19 protein-coding genes are annotated in these 24,228 nt (G+C 37.7%); 4 read left to right on the forward strand and 15 right to left on the reverse strand.

All coding sequences use genetic code 11. The annotated features are described in order from the left end of the window. Positions 1 to 66 precede the first annotated feature (66 nt). From ACQ93I_RS03245 to ACQ93I_RS03305, 13 genes are all read right to left on the reverse strand, one after another. Positions 67 to 783 (reverse strand): M48 family metallopeptidase, encoded by a 717-nt coding sequence (locus ACQ93I_RS03245; protein ID WP_431697115.1) that lies wholly within the window; start codon positions 781 to 783, stop codon positions 67 to 69. Further along, positions 784 to 3,810 carry a type I restriction endonuclease subunit R gene (locus tag ACQ93I_RS03250; RefSeq protein ID WP_431697116.1) on the reverse strand — a complete coding sequence of 1,009 codons (3,027 nt, stop codon included), beginning with the start codon at positions 3,808 to 3,810 and terminating at the stop codon, positions 784 to 786. Between the two features lies 1 nt (position 3,811). Further along, entirely contained in the window at positions 3,812 to 5,218 is a 1,407-nt protein-coding gene (locus tag ACQ93I_RS03255; protein WP_431697117.1) for a 5-methylcytosine restriction system specificity protein McrC, read from the reverse strand. Further along, the gene (locus tag ACQ93I_RS03260) at positions 5,208 to 6,992 is read right to left on the reverse strand and encodes an McrB family protein (protein WP_431697118.1); all 1,785 of its coding nucleotides are present in this window, start codon (positions 6,990 to 6,992) and stop codon (positions 5,208 to 5,210) included. Before ACQ93I_RS03260 ends, ACQ93I_RS03255 begins: the two co-directional genes overlap by 11 nt. 4 nt (positions 6,993 to 6,996) lie before the next feature. Continuing rightward, positions 6,997 to 7,746 (reverse strand): hypothetical protein, encoded by a 750-nt coding sequence (locus ACQ93I_RS03265; protein ID WP_431697119.1) that lies wholly within the window; start codon positions 7,744 to 7,746, stop codon positions 6,997 to 6,999. Then, positions 7,746 to 8,219 carry a hypothetical protein gene (locus tag ACQ93I_RS03270; RefSeq protein WP_431697120.1) on the reverse strand — a complete coding sequence of 158 codons (474 nt, stop codon included), beginning with the start codon at positions 8,217 to 8,219 and terminating at the stop codon, positions 7,746 to 7,748. Before ACQ93I_RS03270 ends, ACQ93I_RS03265 begins: the two co-directional genes overlap by 1 nt. A gap of 2 nt (positions 8,220 to 8,221) precedes the next feature. Next, positions 8,222 to 9,430: a restriction endonuclease subunit S gene (locus ACQ93I_RS03275; protein ID WP_431697121.1), complete on the reverse strand. Its 1,209-nt coding sequence runs from the start codon at positions 9,428 to 9,430 to the stop codon at positions 8,222 to 8,224. Further along, positions 9,421 to 12,138 carry a type I restriction-modification system subunit M gene (locus tag ACQ93I_RS03280; RefSeq protein ID WP_431697122.1) on the reverse strand — a complete coding sequence of 906 codons (2,718 nt, stop codon included), beginning with the start codon at positions 12,136 to 12,138 and terminating at the stop codon, positions 9,421 to 9,423. Before ACQ93I_RS03280 ends, ACQ93I_RS03275 begins: the two co-directional genes overlap by 10 nt. A 129-nt stretch (positions 12,139 to 12,267) precedes the next feature. Then, a complete protein-coding gene (locus tag ACQ93I_RS03285) occupies positions 12,268 to 13,062 on the reverse strand; it encodes a hypothetical protein (protein WP_431697123.1) in 795 nt (264 codons plus the stop codon). Positions 13,063 to 14,120: 1,058 nt separating this feature from the next. Continuing rightward, positions 14,121 to 14,462, reverse strand: a complete 342-nt coding sequence (locus ACQ93I_RS03290; protein ID WP_431697124.1) for a hypothetical protein — start codon at positions 14,460 to 14,462, stop codon at positions 14,121 to 14,123. Position 14,463: 1 nt separating this feature from the next. Then, a complete protein-coding gene (locus ACQ93I_RS03295; RefSeq protein ID WP_431697125.1) occupies positions 14,464 to 15,330 on the reverse strand; it encodes a hypothetical protein in 867 nt (288 codons plus the stop codon). Between the two features lie 94 nt (positions 15,331 to 15,424). Further along, the gene (locus tag ACQ93I_RS03300; RefSeq protein ID WP_431697126.1) at positions 15,425 to 15,832 is read right to left on the reverse strand and encodes a hypothetical protein; all 408 of its coding nucleotides are present in this window, start codon (positions 15,830 to 15,832) and stop codon (positions 15,425 to 15,427) included. After that, the gene (locus tag ACQ93I_RS03305) at positions 15,807 to 16,712 is read right to left on the reverse strand and encodes a hypothetical protein (RefSeq protein ID WP_431697127.1); all 906 of its coding nucleotides are present in this window, start codon (positions 16,710 to 16,712) and stop codon (positions 15,807 to 15,809) included. Before ACQ93I_RS03305 ends, ACQ93I_RS03300 begins: the two co-directional genes overlap by 26 nt. Positions 16,713 to 16,862: 150 nt before the next feature. Between ACQ93I_RS03305 and ACQ93I_RS03310 the strand changes: the two genes are divergently transcribed. From ACQ93I_RS03310 to ACQ93I_RS03320, 3 genes are all read left to right on the forward strand, one after another. Further along, positions 16,863 to 17,255 carry a helix-turn-helix domain-containing protein gene (locus ACQ93I_RS03310; protein WP_431697128.1) on the forward strand — a complete coding sequence of 131 codons (393 nt, stop codon included), beginning with the start codon at positions 16,863 to 16,865 and terminating at the stop codon, positions 17,253 to 17,255. Positions 17,256 to 17,460: 205 nt separating this feature from the next. Further along, a complete protein-coding gene (locus ACQ93I_RS03315) occupies positions 17,461 to 18,459 on the forward strand; it encodes an AAA family ATPase (RefSeq protein ID WP_431697129.1) in 999 nt (332 codons plus the stop codon). Next, positions 18,459 to 20,936 carry a S8 family peptidase gene (locus ACQ93I_RS03320; protein ID WP_431697130.1) on the forward strand — a complete coding sequence of 826 codons (2,478 nt, stop codon included), beginning with the start codon at positions 18,459 to 18,461 and terminating at the stop codon, positions 20,934 to 20,936. Before ACQ93I_RS03315 ends, ACQ93I_RS03320 begins: the two co-directional genes overlap by 1 nt. A 193-nt stretch (positions 20,937 to 21,129) precedes the next feature. Here ACQ93I_RS03320 and ACQ93I_RS03325 read toward each other — a convergent pair whose 3' ends face one another. Further along, the gene (locus ACQ93I_RS03325; protein ID WP_431697131.1) at positions 21,130 to 22,461 is read right to left on the reverse strand and encodes a phage integrase SAM-like domain-containing protein; all 1,332 of its coding nucleotides are present in this window, start codon (positions 22,459 to 22,461) and stop codon (positions 21,130 to 21,132) included. A gap of 366 nt (positions 22,462 to 22,827) precedes the next feature. Here ACQ93I_RS03325 and ACQ93I_RS03330 point away from each other — a divergent pair, with 366 nt between their 5' ends. Further along, positions 22,828 to 23,274 (forward strand): hypothetical protein, encoded by a 447-nt coding sequence (locus ACQ93I_RS03330; protein WP_431697132.1) that lies wholly within the window; start codon positions 22,828 to 22,830, stop codon positions 23,272 to 23,274. Between the two features lie 192 nt (positions 23,275 to 23,466). On the opposite strand, the gene ACQ93I_RS03335 is transcribed toward ACQ93I_RS03330, so the two are convergent. Beyond that, positions 23,467 to 24,132: a hypothetical protein gene (locus tag ACQ93I_RS03335; protein WP_431697133.1), complete on the reverse strand. Its 666-nt coding sequence runs from the start codon at positions 24,130 to 24,132 to the stop codon at positions 23,467 to 23,469. Between the last annotated feature and the right edge of the window lie 96 nt (positions 24,133 to 24,228).

Genomic DNA, 24,228 nt, shown 5'->3' on the forward strand with positions numbered 1-24,228 from the left:
ATAGGCCTTGTCAAAAACCCATCTTTTACGAAGAGGTGGTTGAGGTTGAATTCTTGTTTATCTTGATCAATACCCCCAATCGCTATTCGCAATGGGTAAACTGTTCAACTCATCACGATGCAATCGCCACTTCGGCATAAATTCATCAAGGTATGCAACAAAGCGCTCATTATGGTTTCGCTCTAACAGATGGATTAGTTCGTGAACAATTATGTATTCCAGGCAGATCTTCGGCTTCTTAGCCAACTCGAGATTTAACCAGATTCGCTTTGCTTCAATATTACAAGCTCCCCATTTGGTCTTCATTTGTTTGACCCTCCAATCATTCAGATTCACGCCAATCTTATCTTCCCAACTTTTAATCAATGGCGGAACCTGCTTCTTCAATTCACTCCTATACCATTCCTTTAGTAATTCTGCCCGTTTTGGTTTAGCCGTTCCCGGTTTACAGTACATGAGGATCTTTTTATTTCCTTTGAGCTCAACCTTATTCTGGTCTTCAGCGTCTATTACTTCTAATAAAAATCTCTTCCCCTGAAAGTAATGGCTCTCTCCTGAAATGAACTCCCGGGGAGCTTCCCTGGCTTGTTCTTCAAAACTTTTCACCTGCTTCTTGATCCATCCAAGCTTGGAAATTGTAAATAAGCGTAAAACCTCCTTATCTGTTTTCTCCGGAGCAGACAAACGTATTCTGCCATTTGGCGGGTAAACAGCCAGATGCATATTTTTTATATCCTTCCTCACCACATCAACTTTGATGCTTCCAATCTCTATCGTCTCCACTTAATATTCTTTTTGAGCCTTAATGATCTCCATTAATTCTTCGGTTCTTTCATCATCTTTTATCAACTCATTAACGGCCAACTTTAGCTTTCTTTCTCTAATACCTCCATCTCTCCAGTCATCCAGTTTACTCGTGCGAATTACATTGTCAAGAGCCAGGGCAAGCATTTCATTTTCCTCCAGGTTATCATAAAGCGCTCTTTTTGCAGGAGAAGTCAATGTTTTTGGATAGTTATTCTTAACATCAGAGCCCGACAATTCATCAGCCAGTCGTTTGATTTGCTCCAGATATTGCTGATAGGAAATAGTCTCAGTTTTTCTCTGCTGAATAAGTTCGTCCAGCAACAAAGACATTTTGCTATAGTATTTCGGATTTGTCTGGGACTCTTCAATTATTACCTTTCGAACATTGTTCTCGATGGTTTCCGCAACCGCTTCTTTTGATCTTTTTTTGGTATACTCATCTTCCGGCTCACTTAGTTTGACAATCAAATCTACTAAGGATCGGTTTTCAAAATCAGATAATTTCTTGCTGCTATGTGCATCCAAATACATGTCCATTAGCTGTCGCATACCCGGTTCAAATCTTTTGAAATCTACCCGCTCACCGCTGGCCTGTTTAATCGTGTCGCGAATATCAGTATAATATTTCACCTCCTCCTTTATGCTCTTAGCTTCAGCTTCTGACAAACCGGCTTTATGCATTTCATTAGCAAGATTTGCATAAGCCCGAATTAAACTTACTGTTGCTTTATAAAGACTGAGGCGCTTCTGTTCGGTTTCCTGAAGCTCGTTTTTATTTGCGGTATTTCCACAAAAATATCGAATGAAAGAAGGTTCATCTTTTGGATGTACGGGTTCACAAATCGCCCGGACTTTTTCCAATGCTGTTTCCAGTCTATCCCTTCCTTCCTCATAGCGGTCTTTCAGCAATCCTTTCACGTCCTCCTGGTCATATAGATCGAATGCTCCGGAAGTATAATCTGATATGGAATTTTTAAGGCTTTCAAAAAGGTCTTTATAATCTATGATATATCCGTACTCTTTATCATCAGTATCTACCCGATTCACCCGACAAATGGCCTGAAATAACCCATGATCCTGCATTTTTTTATCGATATATAAATAAGTAGCCGATGGAGCGTCAAAGCCGGTGAGAAGCTTATCTACCACAATGAGCAGCTTCATTTTTCCCGGTTCATTTTTAAATGTGGTCTTAACTTCATTTTCAAAATCCTCAGTAGATTTGCCATTGAGCATTTTGGTATATACCTCGTACTTCTCCAGATTATCGGTCATTCCCTCGCCGGTTTCCTCGCCTTTGATATCACTATGATGAGGCTCGTAGGAGGTAATTATCGCGCACTCTTTAAGGCCTGCATTCTGAAAAAGCTCATAATATTTACAGGCCTGGTAAATACTTCCTGAAACCAGCATTGCATTACCTTCACCGCTGGACAGTCTGGGCTTGACCTTAAAGTCCTTTATAATATCAAATACTATCTTTTGAAGCCTGGATTTAGAACCCAAAACTTTTTGCATAGTTCCCCATCGCTGTTTAAGCTGGGTTTTTGCCACATCTGTAAGACCTTTGGTTTCTGCCTCAAACCAATCATCGATACTTCGTTGGTCGGTTATGAATTGCTCTACATCTCTTGCTTCATACAAAAGATCCAGAACCACTCCGTCTTCAACGGCTTCATCAAATTTGTAAGGTTCACCTACGTACGGACCGAAAACCTCTATACTTTTTTGTTTATCCTTTTTCAGTAGAGGAGTTCCTGTAAATCCAAAAAATAATGCATCCGGTAGAATGATTTTCATCGCTTCGTGGAGTCTCCCCGACTGTGTCCTGTGACATTCATCTACAAAAACAAAAATGTCACCCTTTGGATTGAAATCACTGCTTAGGCTCCTTTTTACCTCCGCTATATAAGATTCATAATCTCCCCCTTCGGAATTCCTACCGAACTTATGCACCAGGCTACAGATCAACCAGGGCGAGTGGCTGTTGAGGGTAGTAATGAGATCTTTACCGCTTTTGGTGCGGTAGATATTTTCATCAACTCCTATAAATAGCTTTTCGATCTGGTCATCCAGTTCCTCGCGGTCGGTAATAATAAGCACCCGACTATTCTCAATATTCTCCCGGATCCACTTGGTGAGCCAGACCATCGTCAAACTCTTTCCGCTGCCCTGGGTATGCCAGAAAATACCACCTTCTCTTTGTGCGATCTTCTCCTGTCCGGCTTTGATCCCGAAAAACTGATTAGGGCGGCAAAGCTTTTTTACACCCTTGTCAAAAACCACAAAATCGTGAACCAGCTCCAAGAAGCGTTCTTTTTGAAAAAGAAGAAAGAGATCTCTATCAATGGTATAGTCAAACTCTTTATAACAAACTTCTTTCCACTTTAGATAGTATTTCTCTGTCGTTCCTATCGTTCCATACCGCAATCCCTGGGTATCATTACCGGCTAATGCCAATTGTATTGTAGTAAAGAATTTTGGGATAAATTCCAGCTTCTGGTTATCTAAATTCTGGCGAATTCCATATTCCAAACCTTTACGACTACTCTTTAATTCAAGAACTCCTAAAGCAATTCCATTTATGTAAACTACTACATCGGGTCGTTTGTCATATTTACCTTTTACAGTGACTTCTTCAGCAACTGCAAAATCATTAGTATCAGGATATTTCCAGTCAATCAACCAAACCGTTTCCTTTGACATTCCTAACTCTTCCCTAACCGGCACGCCATAGCGAAGTAGCTTATAAACTTCTTTATTAGCATCGTAAAGGTCCTGAGAGATATTAGCTACAGCCAAGTTAAATTTTGATATAGCTTTTCCGGCTAAATTCTCTGAATAGCCTTTTCCAACCAAATAACTTAGAAGCAGGTCCTCTTCCAAAGGCAACACCCGTTCTTCCTCCTGCCAGTTTCCTAAATATTGATATTTCAGCTCATTTTTAAAAAGCTGAATGATACGGTTTTGGGACTCACGTTCGGACTTGCCTATGCTATTCATATTAATCCATTATTTTAGTAATTGTATTCTGGAAAATTTCATTATTTGAATGGAATAAAGAGGAAAACTCGCTAAAGTTATCTGCATCTGGCACAACCACAAATAAAATATAAAAGTCCAAGATTTTACCTCCAACTGAAAGCTTCTCTGAATTAACTGATTTCCCAAGGTTTAACTTCTCGAAGTTTTTTTGAGACATTGGATAAACAAAACCAGCAGAAGTTACCTTTCCATAATTAGAATACTGCCCTACGTAAGTGTGTAGCTGAAAAAGATCCTCTCTTTTAACACCATAGCGAGGATCAAAACTTTTATACTTGACATCAAAAATTGCAAATTTTCCTTCCTCTTCTAATACAATATCAGGTTGAAGTTCATGTTTTTTATTGAACCCTTTAGTTATTCTCTTGGCATTTGAAAATTTATCCAAAACATTTAATCCTGATCTTCGAAATAGTCGTTTTACGAAATACTCAAACAACATAGATACATCAAACAAGAAAGCACTCTCCTCACTTTTATCACCGAATTCGAGACTTTTTCTCTTTAAAATTAACTTAGAGAGGGAAATTACTTCATTATATGAATGATAATAGGGATTAGAAAATGGATTAATTCGATCAATGTCGTGCGGTTTAACAAAGTTTCCTCCTGAAGCAATATAAAAAGCTGACCTTAATCTGATCTGATTTTTAAATATTGAGTTCTTTTCATTCCTTTTGAACACCGTAGCTATTAAATTTGTTGCGGGATTTTCGCGGCTTAAAGAACTATAATTACAGGTTAAAATAGCGGAATTTTTATTTTGATAATATTTAATTACGTCTACACTGCCTCTTATATAGGTTAGATTTTCTTCCTTTTTTATATAGTTTTTGGGAATTCCTAATCGGAAAGCTTTCTTAAGCTTGGTAAGCCATAAATGGTATATAAGCCAATCATAAGAAGATTTTTTATTAATACCGCCAGAGTTTTCAATTTCCAAGAAACCTTCAGCATCTGAAATTATATACCGTAGAAAATTATCACCGAACCTGGATCCGATCTTTAAATTATATCCGTTAACTTTAATTTCACCAATAATATTTCCGGTTTTAATTTTAAAATTCCCACGGTTGAAACCAGTAAAATTTATAAATGGATCATCAGAATTATGTTCGTAGTCTTTGCTGCCAAAAAGAAATATTTCATCTTTATTTCTTTTAATTTTCTCGTTCACCTTTACAACATCCCTCCCTAAAAACTCAAAGGCTCGCCGATAAAATTCAGCGTTATTAACCCGATAAGGTTCTTTTAGTTCAATTTCACCTAATCTATGATTTCGTAAAATATGTCCTGAAGCTAGGTACTCTTGATTATCTACGATATCACCTGAAGCCAATATTTCTGTTAAGAACTTAGACTCCAAAGCTTGTCCTGAATTGAGATGAATCTGAACCGGTCCCTCGAAGATACTCGTCTAGCAGTGGTGCTATTCTAGACTTCCATATCTGTCTTTTTAGCTCTGGTTTTGGTGTATCTTTGCGGTAGGGTAAGTTCATCAAATATGCATGTCCTATTTGGTGATCCTGGCTCAATAAGTCATGGCTTGCAATTTTTGCATTGAGTCTTTCCAAATTTTCCGCTAAATCTTCCCATTCTTTTAAATTCAACTGGTTATAATGATATTTTAAAACCATATAATCGGGATTTCTTCTTTCCCAGAAAAATCTTCTTCGCAAAGCAAAATCGAAACTTTCTACGCTGCGATCTATTGTATTCATTGTACCAATGATATATACATTCACGGGTACAAAAAATAAATGATTCGCCCCTCTCCTAATCAATGAATCTGAATCCTGATTCAATTGTGCATATTGAGTTTTAATAGCGCCCTCTATACCGCGATTTTCAAGACTAAACATAAGTTCTCCCATCACTCGGGAAAGTTCCGCTCGATTTATTTCATCAATTATGAAAAAATAGGGAGGTAATGCATCTGCCAGTAATTTATTGGAAGGATCGGAAATATCGGATAAATAAGTCCAATCTTCTTCCAAGCCGACCGACTGTTCCCGAAGATTATCAAGAAAATTTTGAATGGTATAATTACTCCAATTAACTTCTTTTCCATTGAGAATTTTGGAGAAATCAACTTCCCATTTTGAAGCTTTTCTACAAAATTCCTTGAATACTCCATTTACCAGTTTTAATTCCGTACCACTTTCTGTTGGAACCGGACGTAAGCCTTCAATAAAATCTTCATATCCAAATGAAGGATGAAATTGGACGGTTTCTATATGATCTTCTTTATTCCCGTTATATTTTGGATTATATTCCGCCTGCCAAATATCAAATTGGAGTTTAGAATCCAGGCGTGCAGTATAAGTTTTACCCGTTCCGGGTGCTCCATAACGAATTACTTGCTTTTGAAGATTAAAGGGTTTAGACAAATAAACATATAGTTCCCAAACAAATATGCTTAGCCAGACATCATCATCCATTTTAGCTGTGCCGTCTGTATAATGAGACAGACCATCCTTTAGCTCCTTAATAACGTGTGCGTTTTTCTCATACCAATCAGTCTCATCTCCGGCTTTTGAAACTAATCCATTCTTCTTAAGATATCTGTAAACTACATCAAACAAATCTTCATTTACAGTAGAGGATACGGATAATGTACAGGCAGCTATAATTCGGTTTATCAAAAGGTGATTCATTTTTACATTTTCACCCTTTTCTTTTTGCTCTTTCCAAACTGAAATTAATTGATGAAAGGTATCGTAATTGGGAATTTTAATAGCCTCTTCAATTGCCAACACGAAATTTGGATCATTAAGAAATAAGCCTTCTTCATTCGAAAAGTTTTGTTTACTAACAATTGACTGACCATTTGACGAAATTCCATTACTGTCTTCAGTAATTAATTTTCTCATAAATTTTTCAAATGCCTGCCCATCATTTTCCCAAGAAGTATTTCTAAATATTTCTTGATGATGACCTTTATCTGTAAATGATTTCCCTCGATTTAAATTTTCGCGAACTATTTCAATTTGAGACGTAAGCCATTTGTAAGCAGAATGCCAGTCATACCTTTCGTGCTTCCTATTTGTTATTATATAGGTGTACAAATTATCTAAACGACTTGGTGAAGTCTGGTTTTTTTTGTCCTCCATAGGATTGGCAATTGTTTCTGTCATCATATTTTTAGTTGGTTATTTTGATCCTGGTTAATGTTGCTTTTAAAACTTCCAAATCCCTCTCCCTATCTCTAACAATCCTCTTCCTGCCATCATACTCAAATTGGGTATAGTCTATCTCGATTAAGCGAATGTCATTTTTTGGAAGCAGTTCTCTTCTTCGCTGGTCGTAAATTTTTCTTTGTTCGCCGCGGTGGACTCCGCTAACGGTTATCTTATGTGGTTTGTCAAAATGAGAAACGGCTTCGGAGTGCTGGCGCTCCCGGTATTCTACTGCTAACTTTAGTTCTTCGTAGAAGGCATCTACCGGCAATCTCCTGCCGGAATCTCCTTTTAAAAAGTCAAATTTGTGCTGACGGGAAGCTTTTTGCCCCAGGATCTCATCACAGAGATCAAGCACATAAGCTTCATCACTATTTTGCCTTGCCGTTTTAAGAGAATTACTTTGGGTAGGTTTTGCCAGTTTATTAATCGACTGGCCGCCAAAGCTCTTTGAAGACCGCACAAAAAACCAATTGGTATTGGCCGCACCTCTTTCTGCAAAGGCAAAGGGAATGACCTTTAGTTGGTTATTCTTATCAAGATCTCGTAACACTTTTCTAATGGGCAAACCATTGCGGTGGTCTTTGGGGAAGATACCGTGCTTTACAAATTCAGGCATTAGATCTTTAGCAGGAATTTTCGTCTCTCTTGGATGCTTTCTAAAATACTGCTGCAGCACGAGATTTACTGCCGAAATTTTTTGTTCTAAATCCATTATTTTACTTCAAATAGTCTGTCATTAGAATCCATGTAAAAAGCTGTACGGCCGTATTGTTCTATCTCATTATTCCAAGCTTCCTGTATTATTGGATTATTGTCATACCAACTATCCATTCCTTTTTTCCAACTGGTCCAAATTAGTTCATCTATTCGCCCTTTTTTATGCCAGTAATATTCTTCTGCACACAAATTGAAATAGTCGCTAAGACTATAGTATAGGTCATTTCCTGTCTCACAATTTTTTAGTTCTTCAAGAGTGTCGTATTTAACAAGCTCCTCCAGTGACTCATTCAAACGGTCATAACGTTCATTGAATTCAGTAAAGAGTTCCTTTTGAAGTTTATCATTAGCAAGATTGATCTGGGTTTTATTATATTTTCTTGTTGAAAGCCAAACCAAAATTCCTAATGCAACAGGAGCAATAATTTTAGAAACATCTATCCATAAACTTAAATTTTGATACCACATAATTACAGCAACCTCGTTTTCCCGGTTAATAATTCCTGCATCATCCCCTGCTTAAGCTGCTCATATTTTGCCTTTTTTGACTCCAAAGCTTCTATTTCTTTATCCATATCCGATAAAATAGATGTTATTGATAATTGTTCTTCTAGTTTAGGTATTTCCAAATCAAATTCCTTAAGAAACTTAAAATGACGATTGTATCCCGTATTAGGAATTTCTTTCATCAAAAGGAGATAATAGAGAAACTTAGTTAAGGCCATTTCTTTTGCTAACAATAATTGCGTTCCATCAGCGCCCACGACAAAATCAAATTCAACAAACTTGATCTCTCTGGTATGATCACCAAAAACAATTATTCCATTTTTTGGAACAGTAAAAACTTTCTCACTAATCTCAGTATAACCTACTACATATTTTTGTCCTTGATCAACAACTGGATATTTTCCAGTGGAGTTATATTCTGCAGAAGAAATCTGGTGTTCCTTTGAAGATACTTTTTGAAATAGAAAGTCAAATTTATATTTCTCCCAATCCCCACTAAACCCCGGTAAGCGTTTTCCTCCTTTATGCGGCGGAGTCAACAACTGCTGCATCGCGCCTTGTTTGATGGCTTTCTTTTTGGCAATAAGTTTTTTCAGTCCGGCGATCAAAGCATCGGTATCGCTTAAGGTGGAGGCAATAGCTTTTTGTTCTTCAATGGTTGGAGGTACTCCAATCTTCATTTTATCAACTATTGTTATATAGATATGTTTAATAGTTGAGCCACCAGCATTTTCGATCATTGTACGCTGATAGTGAGAACTTTCTAATAAAATTTTCAGGAATGTTGGATCAACTTTTCCATTCGGACGAATAACTGCTACTGACTGATTTATGCAAATTTTGACTTCATCTACAACTGCCAATCTCCCCAATGTTCCATCCTTTGTTAAAAGAATATCATTAACTTTTGGCCTGCTCTTATCGGAGATGAAATTATTATAGGCTTCGTCTGAGGTATTTCTTGCAGTTTCGTAATTTATTTTACCATTCTTTATATCATTTGCGGTAATCATAAAGACTCCATCAGAGACAGTAGGCATTGGATTGGTAAATCCATAAGAGATATATGAAAAATAGTGGCTTAGCTGATTAACCTCCCAATCCGTAGGTAGTAAACCTACTTCTGTTTCTTTAAGTTGAGACTTCGCAATGTTGTTATCGATTAACTCCATACCAATCCCATTTTTTCAAGATGAGCTGAAACTTTGGTCTCAAATTCCTCCACTTCCGTATCCAGTTCTTCTAAGGTCTGAACATAGCGTTCTGCCAGTTCTTTGATCCTGCCAGTGAGGCTTTGGGAGATAGCATCAATTTCAGTTTGAATGGTAAACTGTAAAGTTGCCAGCCACTTTTTATTCAGCACCAGGTCCTGTACTTCGGCCTCGCTGAATTTGGGATATTGTTTTAAAGCCAGCTCATCCAGTTGCTGCTCTTGTTCTTTTACTTCTTTTTTCAGGGCTTTAATGGCTTCGTCATTGGCAAGCCAGGTCTGGATGATTTTCACCTCGGGAATATATTCCTGTTTTGAGCCGTTTTTGATCCATTCATCTACCAGAACTTTAATGATCAAAGCTTCCTTCTTCTGCTTTTTCACGGCAGCCGCCAGCGCTTTAAAGTTTTCTTCCCATTCGGTAAGCAGATTGTGTTCATTTCCGTAGCCATTCAACTGCTTCAGCCTTTTAGCCACTGCGGTTTTGGTAATGGCGCCTTTGGCATTTTTCAGAGCTTCAAATTCGGCTTTCTGCTCAAGGGAATTTTTCTTTTCAGATAATTCTTCGATCGCTTTTTCAGCCTCCTTCAGCAGTTTGTATTTATCGGGGAAATGAGCTTCCGCAGCCAGGCAATGGTATTCAAAAAGGGCATTTTCAGCATCCTTTTTTGAGCTCACCTCATTCAGCGCCCCTTCCTCGCCGGAATGATCTTCGGTAAGCGCATTTTGTTCGGCTTCCATAGATTCCAGTTGCGCCTCCAGCTCCTGTAGTTTGGCCTTTTCTTCAGCTAAATAATTAGCTACGATGTACTTTTTAGGAAGCAGGTCACAGGTCCAGCCCTTATCTACTTCCTTGCCCTTTTTATTCTTTTCCAGGATGCGCTTCACCCGTGCCTGCCAGCCATCTTCAATAATGATATACACATCATCCTTCATCGTTTCCTTCCAGTAATCCATCAAATGCTGGTAAATATCATAAGGATCTACCAGGGGCTTGTCATAATAGGCTGAAAGCAGTTTTTCTGAAATATGATGGATCAGTTCCTTTGGCGCGGTTTCCTTATTAATGGAAGTGAGTTCAGGATACACCTTATTTTTCCATTCGGTAAATACCCGGTCTATTTTTTCTGAATAGTCGGTAAATTCTGAATGTTCAAAAATGCGGTTTTTTACTTCGGAAGCTTTTGGCTTCAGTTTGCTGTAGTTTTCCCGAAGCGGCTCAAAAAGTTCCTGCTGAAGCGTGGGATACACCTCCCAATACTTCTGAAGATTGGCGATATCCCGGTTTGGGATCCCGCCATTCAAGTGCGCATTGAGATCCTGAATATCCTCTTCTTCCTGGGTATCTATATACCGCGGAATGTTCAGGTTGTATTCATTGGTTTCAATCTCATCGAAAGGCACCATCCTGGAGAATTTATCCAGTGGTTTCTGATAATTAAAATAATCGACGATCTTATGAAGATCCTGCTCCCTGAGACGGTTCTTATTTCCGTCTTTGATAAAACCTTTACTGGCATCAATCATAAAGACACCTTTTCGTTCCTGTACATTTTCCTTATCAATGACGATAATACATGCTGGGATTCCGGTACCGTAGAAAAGGTTAGCGGGTAAGCCAATAATGCCTTTGATGATCTTTCTTTCAATAAGGTTTTGCCTGATCTCTGCTTCGGCATTTCCACGGAATAAAACCCCGTGCGGGAGAATTACCGCAGCTTTTCCGGTGCTTTTAAGGGAAGCGATGATATGAAGTAAAAAGGCATAATCTCCGTTCTTATCCGGCGGAATGCCATAACCTTCGAACCTTCTAAACTCATCATCTGAAGGAGTGATTCCGTTACTCCAGTTTTTGATAGAGAACGGCGGATTTGCAACCACGAAATCAAAACGCTTTAAAGAGCCATCTTTCTCCTTGAACTGAGGATCTGAAATGGTATTCTTTCCTTTAATAGAAGCTTCCGGATTCCCGTGCAGCCACATATTCATAATTGCCAAACCTTTGGTGGCGATATCTTTTTCCTGTCCGTAAACCGTAAGTCCGTTTGGCGCCTCATCAACCACTTTCAATAGCAGCGATCCCGAACCGCAGGTCGGGTCATATACCGTATAAGAAGGAGTTTTAGCCTTATCAACATCAATGATCTTGGCCAGGATTCGGGAAACTTCAGCCGGAGTATAGAATTGCCCTTTGCTTTTTCCTGATTCGGTCGCGAAGTGACGCATCAAATACTCATAGGCATCCCCAAGAATATCATCGTCTTCGGCTCGGTTGTTTTTAAAGTTCAGCGATTCGTTCTGAAAGATCTCGATCAGGTTGGAAAGGCGATCCACCATTTCTTTTCCACTGCCAAGCTTATCCTCATCATTAAAATCGACAAGTTCCATCGAGCCTTCAAGTCCATTGGCCGCAAAGAGTGGCTTCAGGATTTTTTTGTTGATCTGGTCTCCAATATCCGGTTGCCCCTTTAAAGCGATCATATCTTCAAAAGTAGCTCCTGCCGGAACCTGGATTAAGCTGTTCGGATTGTGCCCATACTTATCCGAAACATATTTCACGAAAAGTAAAGTAAGTACGTAGTCTTTATATTGAGAGGCATCCATGCCGCCTCGTAATTCATCACAACTCTTCCACAGAGAGCTGTATAATTCAGATTTTTTTATAGCCATTTATAGGGTGTAGTTTTGAGTCAATCCTTATATCCGCGAAGTAGGGGGTGCGGTAAAGGTTGGTTTGTAAATCTAAATATTTTCTTAAAGAAAAGGAAAGGGATTGAAATAAAAGATCAAAAAGCAATATTAGCTTTTATTAAAAAACTCATGAATATCAATTATGCTACCTCGGCTGATCTGAACTAAATCACGGGTTTCTTTAAGGTATATTCCAAGGGATCTTTCATTATAGATTATTTTCATTTCAGATGAATAATCAGTAACCAGGTACATGTCTCCTTCAAGCTTATAAAAGGGTATGTCTTCACCTTTTCTTGTCTTCACTCCTTTGTTGACGATTTTTCCATCTCTGAGTGTTTCCCGAATGAGGTTCTCATTAGATTTGTCGGAAGCTACTTTGGAATAAGCTATCATCATATTCATCCATTCATCAGCATCTATTAGGTGCCATTTCACTTTACTGAAATCAATTCCATATTCGCTTATCCAACCGCGGCTGGTAAATGCAAAAAGAATTTGTTTTTTACCATTAAGCTCTGGCTTGTTTGCAGGCTCAAATTCCTGAATTTTAAAGGTCATTACTGATGCTGAAGATATGTCTTTGAGCTTCTTTCCGTCAAAATCCAAGGTTTTTAATGAGAAGTTCTCTAGTTCAGGTTGGTTGGAGAGAATCCATTCTGTAGCGGATAATTCTGCCTGTTCTTTCATTTGTTCTACCGCTGCTACCCCGGCACCAATGGCTATTAATCCTCCGGCAATTGCTGCAATAGCCTCACCTTCATTCTGTGAATAAATGTTTTTTGGTAAAATTGATAATACCATTAAAACTACAAGAGTAAATTTTTTCATTTTTAAATAAATAAATAAATAATTAATAATAGTGTAATCGTGCTTGTAGGGGTAGCATGTATTCTTCTGCAAGATACTCCGTTTAAGAAAAAATTAAGAATTATTTTTCCGGTGTTTTAGTCAAAGAGTTAATCTGTCAAAACTTCTCTTCCGGTTCCTGTACAATATCTCTCTCACATAGTATTTGAGGTTGAATGGAAATAAATTCCAATCCTCCGCAACAATGAATTACCGCCAAGCTATAGGTGACGTGAATTGATCTTGTTTACATTTACGATAAAGAAGTAGTAGAGTTCATGCCCTAGCACTTAACTTTTTTGAAGTTTTCGCATTTCTGATGACTTGAACAAGGGAGAAGGCGATAAATGATGGCGTGCAGAGTTTGATTGTAGCCCAGGGAGAAAGTCACAGGGGGTATAAGCAAGAGGATAACACGCTAAAGCGGAGTTATTTAATTAAACCCCCCAGTAATTAATTGATTTCAAGAGTTTTATGACAATTAATTATACATGCCAACACTTCCAATTTAGTTGCACTGTAATTAAATCCTCTAAACCCCCTGTTATTGCTGGGATAATTTAATTAGTAATTAATTAGCAGTAGAGAAATGTCACATTGCGCTCACCACATTCCCTTTCATTTCGCAAAAGCTTCATTTCAGGAAAAGAGGTTCGGCTAGAAGTCTTGGACACGAGCCAAAAAAGATCATGAATTTTTTAAGAGGAGATTGCGTGTTTTCTTTTTTGGCTCAAGTCCGCTGTTCAGAACCAGGAACTATTTTTCGTTTCAGAAGAATTAATTCGAAATTCAAATTTGCACCTTGTTTCAGACGCTTTACCTTTTGATGTTAAAGGAACAGGATTTGCAATTAGCGGCCTGCATAAAGCCGCTCCGCTTTTTATAAGGCCTTTCCTAATTCCAAATCCTGAAATGTAATACCACATCAAAAGGTAATGCATACGGCTCTGAAAGAAGTAAGTGAAAATGGCAGAATTAGTATTTTCATTTCAGTTGTATAAACACTAACCGTTTGTAAAAGATTGTGTTCTCACCATTTTTTAAATGGAACACCATCAAAAGGAAAATGCGCCGGGTAAAAAAAGTAAATGTTTTTTGATTCTGTGGTAAATCTATAATCCTCTTTCTGCACGAGGTTTATTTTCCTCTTTTTCATGGAGTAAACTGATAACTTCATCAATAAATTTCATCTCCGAAAACGGGAGCAATTTTATCACAATACCAATGACGTCCGCTATGTTATACTCCGGATCAGTGATATAAGTCTCTTCAGAAACATGAAGGCCATCAAGTGCTTTCTTAGAAGTTTTAAGAAGATCGGCAATAAGGTTGATCAGTTCTGAATAATTAGAAGCGAGCCCACAGGTCATATTGATTCCTTGATTAGGGTCAATCATTTCTATGTGAGTCCTTTTCAATTTATGGAGCTGTTTTATAAAATTTTTATTTTTCATTTTAGGTGGTTTTAGAGTTTCCAGAAAAATTATGCAACTGATATAGTTCTTGAAGCTTTTTCGTTCCCTCTAGATTTGCTTTGTCTAGAAATCGACGACATAGCGCGTGTGCGTGATAGGTTTCTTCCAGGGAAACATTGCTGTTTGATTTGAAGTTTACATTATACTGTGCATGACATAGGGCATGATATTCTTTGTAGGACCGGAAGGAGCTTTTAGGGAATAGCATCTTTGGGCTTTGGCAAAAGTGGCTACAAAGATTTAAAAGGTAGTTCAGGTCATAATAAGGAGTTTTCCATTCCCAAAAAACATATAACAAAGCGGCACATGCTTGTTGTAGTGCCTGAGACAGCAAGAGCATCTTAGCGTTTTGATCATATGCGGAGTCGGATACATCTGCTTTATCTTCAAAATAATAGGCGCGCTTCATTCTGAATTCCCACTCTTGATGAATAATGTCATACATTTTTGGGTGATGGCAATATCCAAAAACCAATAAGCGATGTGAACAAAAGAAAGTATTTTCAGGAAGTAGGACTCGGCTTAAGAAATTGTCACCGGAATTCAATCTGTACCTGACATCATTTAGGGTGTAATGGATGGAGTATAACTTTACCCTTTGATCCATTTTTGTAAATACCTCATTCATAAATTCTTTTGTTAGAGCAATGTATTCCTCGCTAATGATCAGGAGGGTAATTGTATATAGATCTCCTTCTGAACATTCTTTGTCGGAATCAAGAACGTATAAGGAAGAACAGCTTTCCCTTTGAACCCCGATGAGGTAGATGGAATGGACAGTAACGATTGACTGTATCACCTTCATTAATCTGGCAGTTACTTTTTTTGGAATGGGATAGTTTTCCATAATGCGAATTTTAAAAGTTGTTATTGTCTTGTTCTTAAGGATTAGGAACATAGCCATGAGCCATTTCAAACTCATTCATTTTTTTAGGTTCCTCTTACCCTTTTTTATAGCCTTCTGGGTTTAATCCGGCTTGATTCTCTTCAGGATGGTTGTGATTATAACTAAATCCTTGATCAATTATCTCTTGGATACGATCTATACAAACCATCTGGTCAGAAGGTAGCAGGTCAATGGCCATTTCCAGAACCAGGCTTACGGTGCTTTCTTTCGTGATAGGGGCGAATTTCTTAGAATAGAAACTGCCGTGTCCTTCCAATGCGAACACACAGACTTCCAGCAATGCCCGGATCCTCATTAGGTAGTCTTCATGATCTTCTACAGTAAACCCAATCTGCTTTAGGTTTTTTCGGCAACCAGGGATAGGCTGCAGTCTTTTTTCACGATTTTCCAATAGTTCCTTTATCGCATTGTACTTCTTATTGTTTTTGACTTTTGTTTTCATGGGCTTTGGAATTTAGTTGGGATATCCGTTCTTGAAGGATTGGTGCAACTTGTCCTTTAAATGCAAGCACGTTCTGATAAAGCAGCTGAACTTCTTTTTTGCTGAACCTATCGGTACTGTGGAATCGTAGAGCGCTGGCACTTGTTTTTAGTAGTCCTTTAAATTCTTTCTCCTGAAACAGACTATCAGGGAAAACCGGTGCGGGAAGTCCGCAGCAGCTTTTACAAAGCTGTACGAGGTACTGAACATTAAATTGATTAGGATGGTAATGAATGAAGGCATATAAAATTCCCAGACAAAGCTGTTCAATTGTATTGCGAAGCATATAAGCAGCAACAAGGGGCAGATCAAAGAACAATCCTGCATTTTCCAGTAAGCCCTCTGCAATGCTTAGACGGTTTCTTGTGTAGCTAATAATGCTATTATAATCCAGATCAGGAAAATTATCTAACTCTGGGAAGGCTAATTCTGGGTGTTCTCCATAGATCAACCAACCTGACCGGATTATTTTTGCAAAAAAATGTTTGTGTTCAATTTTGGATTTAGCGATCTCTCTGGGGCTGAAGAATAGAAGAATTAGGCTTATTTCTCCTTTGTATTGCTGTTTTACGATATCAGCCAGGTTCGCTGTGGAATTGAAGGGAATGTTCTCACCGATAAGCAAGGAGTTTAATTGCCATTGCCGGTGGTTTTGACGATTTGCTTCTATGATCATATTCTGCATAAAATAACACTTGGATTCAAAGCCAAAGCAATAAACTGCTTGTAAATTCACGTGCTTCAATAGTATTTGCAGCACATCGTTCAAAACTTGTTGAATAGTCTCTTGAACTTCTACCTTGTCTGCAGGATAAATTCCTATATTTGTTAATGCCTTCATAATGTGATCTTGTTTTGGTTCTTGTTGAAGGTAGAAAGATGCAGTGCCGTACCCTACCAAAGCACTTTGTATAATACCTGAAAGTATTTGTTTTTTACCCGTGAGGGTTATCCGCAATTTTTTAGGAAAAGAAATTTTTATTATTGTAGTATGGAAACAGCAACTAAACCGAACCACATCGGCCGTAAGATTAGCCGAATAAGAGAACTGCGAGGCATGAAGCAGGAAGCTTTGGCCGCAGAGTTAGGAATGAGTCAGCAGAGTGTGTCTCATCTTGAGCAGAGCGAATCTATAGACGACGATAAGCTTGAAAAAGTAGCTAAAGCCTTAGGAGTAACTAAAGAAGGAATAAAAAACTTTTCGGAGGAATCGATTTTTCATAACATTAATAACTTCAATGACAATAGCATAAACAATGGACCTTTAAACAATTTTCACTGCACTTTTAACCCCTTAGACAAAGTTGTAGAACTTTATGAGCGTCTGGTTGAGGCGGAGAAGGAGAAGGTGAAATATCTGGAGGAGTTGTTGAAGAGGAAGTAAGACTAAATTACCCTCTTGTGTAGAGAAAATTTAAAAATATATTTAGAGTTCAAGGAATAAATATTTAGTCAAGCCTGTCATTGGCTGGGCAGACAAAAATGGAATGAAGAATTATAATTACAGTCTAAGCCTGTGATTATAGCCTTCTAGGAGAACAGCTCATATCTCTTTTATTTATTTACATTTGGTCCAATATCCATAAAACATGAATCAGGTCCTTTTAACTAGGCTTTTTAAATCCATTGAGGGAGATGAAAATACTCCATTGATGAAGATTGCCCATAACATTATAGAAGATGAAAATAAAAAGGGACACACAAAATTGGCTAATAAGCTTCAGGCTATTCTAAATAAAAAACTAGATCAAAGCCAAAGGGCTCCTGCTTTAAAACAGGTAAAAGAGCACATTTATAAAATACCTTTAGACCGAAGGTACCGTTTGCCACTTGCCACCCATATTGAACATGAATTTCTGCGTCACGAAATGGTTCTTCAGGCCAGTGTTGAGGATAAAATCTTCCGTATAGAAAAAGAATATGCTGCTCGAGAACGATTAGCTCATTATGGACTGAAGCCACGTCGGAAAATTCTTTTCTATGGCTCTTCTGGTTGTGGAAAAAGTATGGGCGCTGAAAGAATAGCCTGGGATTTAGGTTTACCTTTTCATAAAGTAAGGTTTGACTCCATAATGTCATCATATTTAGGAGAATCTGCTGCGAACCTTCAGAAATTATTTGACAGTATAAAAGATTATCCCTGTGTCTTATTACTTGATGAATTCGATATAATTGGAAAGCAAAGGGAGTTGGCTTCGAATGATGTTGGTGAGATGCATAGAATAGTTAATATCCTGTTGGGTCTTTTGGAAGAATATGATGGGGAAGGAATATTAATTGCAACTACGAATTTGGAAGGGAGTTTGGATAAAGCCTTATTTAGACGATTTGATGATTTTATTGAATTACCCAAACCCTCTAACAAGGAAGTAAAAGAGTTGCTCGTAATGACTTTTTCAGCTCTGAATCTGAGTAAAGAAATTGACCTCAATTTGTACGCAAAAAAAATGATCGGATTTTCTTCTGCCTTAATAGTTAAAATTGCGCAAGATGCCGCCAAAAAGTCGATCATTAATTCTACCGGACTAATTTTACCAGTTCATTTGGATCAAGCCTTAGAAGAAAATATGGCTCTAAATAAGTCTTAATGGAACCTTTCCCCCATTTAAATTTCATAAAAAAACAATCTGGTAAACCTCGTTTTTTTGGAGGAGGCGACGATGAAAGGACAAAGTATAATAAAGAAAATCGTAAGGAACATAGTTCTAATCTTAGCAAGCAATCTATCAGCCTTCGTTCTCAATGGTTAGGAGATTTTGAAAAACGAGAAAAAGAAGGAAAAGCTCCGATTGAAGAGGAGGTTGTACCGGTTTTCCTTCAAATTAACCCGGCCTTGTTGGGAGATATGGAATTTAGTCTTCATAAGTTTGGAATTGAAATAATTTCAGAAGAAGATGATGGTTTCATTATTGGAGCCTCCACAGATAATTTAAGATCTCTTCAGGACAAAATAGAAGGTTTTATTACTAAGTCTCATAATACTGCGAAAATAGCCGATTTATGGGAGATAATTGAAGGGAACAGAGATGCATGGAGACCAGAACATATTCTATCAGAACAACTTCTTAAAGACTGGAGCAGTCTAAGTGATGAGGATCTATATGAAGTTGAAGTGAGTATTGCCTTTGATAAACCGAGCTTAAAACCACCTAGTCCCGGAGTCAGGGGATATGAGAAGAAGTTACAGGAATATCGAGATTCTTTAGTTGAAAGAGATGACCTTTTGATGGAGAGAGAAAATCATTTCCAAGAATTTATAAGCCATTACGGAGAAATAAGTAGTGACCTAGTTCATCTAGAAGATAGCTTTGGCTGTAACGTATCGATTTCAGGTAAAGGTTTAAAAGATTTAGTTTTAAACTATCAATATGTATTTGAGGTTTCTGAAATTCAGGGTATAAAAGGAGTTGAAGGTGCTGAATTAGAAGAAATTCCTTTAGAGTTCGAAGTAATACCTCCAGACGAAGATTCTCCTGAAATTGGGGTTGTGGACAGTGGAATAATGGAGGAGCACAAATATTTAAAGCCCGCTATCAATTCTGACAAGTCAAAGTCGTATGTCAGGGGCGATACAAGTACAGCCGATCATGTTCCAGGTGGTGGGCATGGTACAAAGGTAGCGGGTGCAATCCTTTATCCTGAAGGAATTTCTCATTTAGAACCTCCTTACAAATTGCCATTTTTTCTAAGGAATTTAAGGGTGTTAAATAGGAGAAATGTATTAGAGAATGTTTATCCTGCCGAATTGATGATGAAAATTGTAGAGGAAAATTCTGATTGTTCACTCTTCAACTTAAGTATAAATTCGGACTGCCCTCACAGAAAGAAACATATGTCAACATGGGCAGCCGCAATTGACTTCTTAACCCATAAGAATGATTTACTCTTTATTGTGTCGGCAGGAAATATACATAAAAGAATTATTCAGCGACTTTTACAAAGTGGGAATGATTATCCAAGATATTTAGAACAACCAGATTGTGGTATAGCTAATCCTGCTCAAAGTAGTTTTGCGTTATGTGTAGGGTCAATAAACCATGATGTCTTCAAAGATGATTACTTTGAATCTTTAGGGGGCAAAGATGAGATTTCTGCATTTTCCCGGATTGGAACAGGAATATGGGGAAAGATAAAACCCGATGTTGTTGAATATGGAGGAGGGCTTGTAAGGGCGAACAATGGATTAAATACGGTTAATCAGAAAACTACAACCTCACCAGAATTGATTAGGTCAACTCTCGATGGAGGAAGTGCCTTTGGTAAAGATAGTGTTGGAACCTCTTTTGCTGCGCCTAAAGTAGCTAACATTGTTGCGAAATTAAAGAAAATATACCCAGAAGAAAATGCTAATCTATTACGTGCCTTGGTGGCACAGGGGGCAAGATTACCAGAACAGCATTTTGAATCGCCTAGTGAACTAAGTTTACGCTACTTTGGATACGGTATTCCCAAGTTAGAGAGAGTTTCAAAAAATACAGAAACTAGAATAACTTTTTACGATAGTAATGTGATTAAAGCGGAGGAGGGGCATCTTTATTCGGTTAAAATTCCTGAAGAACTTCGTAACCCATCAGATGAATTTGAAGTTCTTATTGAGATTACATTAGCTTTTACAAGTAAGGTTCGACGGACAAGACAAAAGACAAAGTCATATCTTGGTACGTGGCTTGATTGGACTACTTCTAAAATTGATGAAAGTTTCGAGGAGTTCCAGGAATATGCCCTTTCCCGCATTGAAGGAAGGAGAACCGAATATGATAAAGATGGAAGAAATTCAAAAAATTCTTTCAATTGGAAAATAAGAGATCGTACAAATATTGGAGAAGTTCAAGATATTAGTAGAAATAATAGTACTCTTCAAAAGGACTGGACTGTTTTGTCTTCATATGAGCTACCGGAATCATTAAATATTGCGGTTAGAGCCCATAAAGGCTGGGATAAAAGTAAGGATGAAGTACCTTATGCTTTGGTAGTTTCGGTTGAATATCTTAATTCAGACCTCAATATTTACGAAAAAATCCGGATTGAAAATGAAATTGAGTTACCGCTGGAAACTGAGGTATGAAATCTTTAAATTCTTATTCCCTTTTTAATCTTCTCAGAAGCCGGTTTTCTTCTTTTAATTGCTGCCCATTTACTGCAGATTCAATAGGTGCACTTTTGATGACGGTAAGTTTATTGTAAAAGTGTTCCTGGTTAAGCATTTATGGTCCCTCACATCATCAAGATCTCTTTTAAGAATACATTAGATTTTTTTCTTAAAAATTGATTACACTTTCTAGGGCATCATCAGCCTCTTTATGAATAAAGTTAGCTTGATAATTTAAGGTGGTTTTTAGGTCACTATGCCTGTAAAGTTTCTGCAACATTAGTGGATGTATTTTGTCTCCTGCAATATTTCCGAAAGTATGACGGGCAATGTGATTAGAGAGGTTTTTATCTATTTCACACTCTATTGCAATGCGCTTCAGGAATTTGTTCAAAACCTTAGTAGCGTTCCTCATTTTTACGAATATATCCTTCTGATCCTGTGGATCTGCATCTTTTAAAAAAGGAAAAATATAGCCGTTGTTTTCCTTGATATCAAGAAGATAGAGGTTGAAAATAGTTCTGGCTTTGTCTGGGACTTTAAAGCTCAAAGGTTTCTCATTCTTATTCATCACATAATAAAGACGGCCGTCTTTTATATCTGTCCACTTTAGGGCTACAACATCCGAAATTCTTATACCTGCAAAGTAGAAGGAGACAAGCCAGACATTCCGGGTATGCCAAATGGAAGAATGAGTTTCTGCTTCGAGATTTTCTATTTTTGTCACCTCTTCAGAAGTCAGACCTATTTTATTTCCTGAGCCAATCCGTATTTTTTCTTTTTCGCCCGCGAAAGGATAATATTTAGGAGAGACAATCCCTTCCTTTATGGCGACATTAAAAAGTGTCCTGATGAAAATAAGCTGGTTTGTAATGGTTCGGGTCTTGTGTCCCATATAAGTCGAGCAAAAGATCTTGTACTTGTTGAGAAATGACTCATTCATTTCCCGAAACTCCAGTCGGGTATTTCTCCTGAAATAGGTGACGGCATCCTCAAAAGAGTATTGACCTTTTCTGGTTTTACTAACTCGTTGTCGTCTTCGTTCCTTGATGGCTTTTATTACATCTTCTTTCTTTTGACTGGTTTTAAGGTTCAGAAACTCTTCCAGGTTATAGAGAATGGACAGCTCAGATTTGGCGACGGAAAAAGTTCCTTTGTCGTATTTCTGTTTTACGCGTTCAGCAGCCACAGCAAAGAAAGATTGAGAGCCGCCCGGTCCTTTGAGTTTATGTTTGATCTGCCTGGGAGTTAAAGCATCTTCTGAATGAAAATACAGATCTTGTGCTTCAGTAATTTTCTTCGTGAGAAAGTAGTTTAGCTTTTTGTGGTTTGGATGGCTTTTCTTTATTTTTTTTAAATCATCGTCCCAATCCTTTTCTAAAATCGAATGGCCCAAAAAGTAATAATTTGTCTTGTAATTCTCACTTATTCTTAGCGCAAGAGGAATGGTGCCATTTTTCTTCTTTTTGTTGGGTCGTAAAACTACTTGAATATTTGACATAACCGACTAATTTATAATCCTTTAAATATAAAGTAATTTTTCAAAAAAGGGTACAGAATAGGTACAGAATAATTGCATTTTACTCCCTATTTTTTGATATCAAAAAAAATGTGAATCTCTGGAAACCCCAGAATTTATGCGGGTTTGGTAGATTTTGTTATTTCCCCAATTGCAGCTCATAACCCGAAGGTCACTGGTTCGAGTCCAGTTCCCGCTACTAAGAAAACCACCTTCAAAAGAGGTGGTTTTTTATTTTATATGCTTCAGTTTACTTCGCCCTTTAATATCTCTCTTTTCTCTTTTTTCGCATGTAATTCCTTCTGAGTAAAATTGTTACCTTGCCCGGTAATCATTAAATCTAAAATCATGAAAAGAGTTTTTACGTTGCTTCTTGTTCTTTTTGCCTTCACCGGGTGCGATGACACAGATGGAGGCATTCTTTGTGAAACAGGGCCTGTAGGGTTTACGTTTGAAGTCGTGAATGAAACGACAGGTGATAACCTTTTTGAGAATGAATTATTTGAAGAGAATCAGCTTCAAATAACTAATAGTGATGGGGAAGCTGTTGTGTTCGATTATGAAACAGATCGAAATGTAGTGAATGTACTATTGGGCTGGGAGTCAAAATCTGATGGGTATACAGTCACAATTGGAGATGAAATAACTTTTAATTTTGCCTTTACTCTGAAGAAATCGAGTAGTGGAGGTTGTACTTCAACAAAACTTACTGAATTAGAAATGAGCGGTGCCACTTATGAAACCAATGAGACGAGTGACGTTACCACTATATTTGTTAGTGTTGGAGGTAAATAATACCTAATGGTGTAAGAGGTTTTAATGGGAACCAGGACTTCTATGAAATCGCTTGATTTTTCTGCTTTTTTAGCCCTTAAATAAGCCACTCAAAAGAATGATTTGTATGTTTAGTGAAAGTGAACCTTTTTTACGTCTTGTTTTTTCTCAAAAAAGATTTTACCCGATGGAATTTCTTGGGGAAGTTGAGGTTTAGTTGTTAGGCGGAAAAATGGAATTCATTTTTAGATCTGAATAATGAATCCTTTCTCCCTTCCAGAGCAGCACTTTTTCTTCCTCATCTGTGGGAAATTCGGGGTCAATGTGTTTGTCTATGACCGCAGAGTTTTCGTTCGTGATTACCCAAAAGGTAGCAATATTACCATTGGTCCCGGTTTTAATCCATATATATTGGTGCCACTGGTTCTTTTTTGAATCGAATTCCAGGTGGAGTGCAATTTCTTTTTCTTCCAGAGGAATATCAAAAGCTGAAGGGTTGTGCGGCTTTAAAGTACCAAGGTCGCTAAACTTCCCTTTTTGATCCAGCTGTAAAGTCTCCTTGGCCGAATAGTTAAAAATGACATTTCTCCTGAGTTTTAAATTGGGGATTGGATCCTGGCCATTGAGAGAAATAAGAACAGTAGCCACAGCCGCTTTTAGCTTAGAGACTACAGTAGCCTGAGGGTAGCTGTAGATACCGCGGGAGGTCAATTCTTCCGAAAGTTGCTGATTCTTCTTTTCAAGAATCTCTATTTCTGCGTGGCGTTCTTCCAGCAGTTCTTCTACTTTGAGGTTTTCCTTTTTCATTCCTAAAAAGAAGGATGCTGCCGCGACTGCAAGTAAAGCTAGTGCCCAAATAAGATCTGAATTTATCTTCATTAACCAGAGGGGAGTTTTAATGCAATATAAGATTATCCCTTAAACTACAATTATTATAAGGATTTTAGAAATGAGTAATACTCCTGGCTTTTCGGC

The sequence above is a fragment of the Salinimicrobium sp. WS361 genome, assembly GCF_050750585.1.
Classification (GTDB): Bacteria; Bacteroidota; Bacteroidia; order Flavobacteriales; family Flavobacteriaceae; genus Salinimicrobium.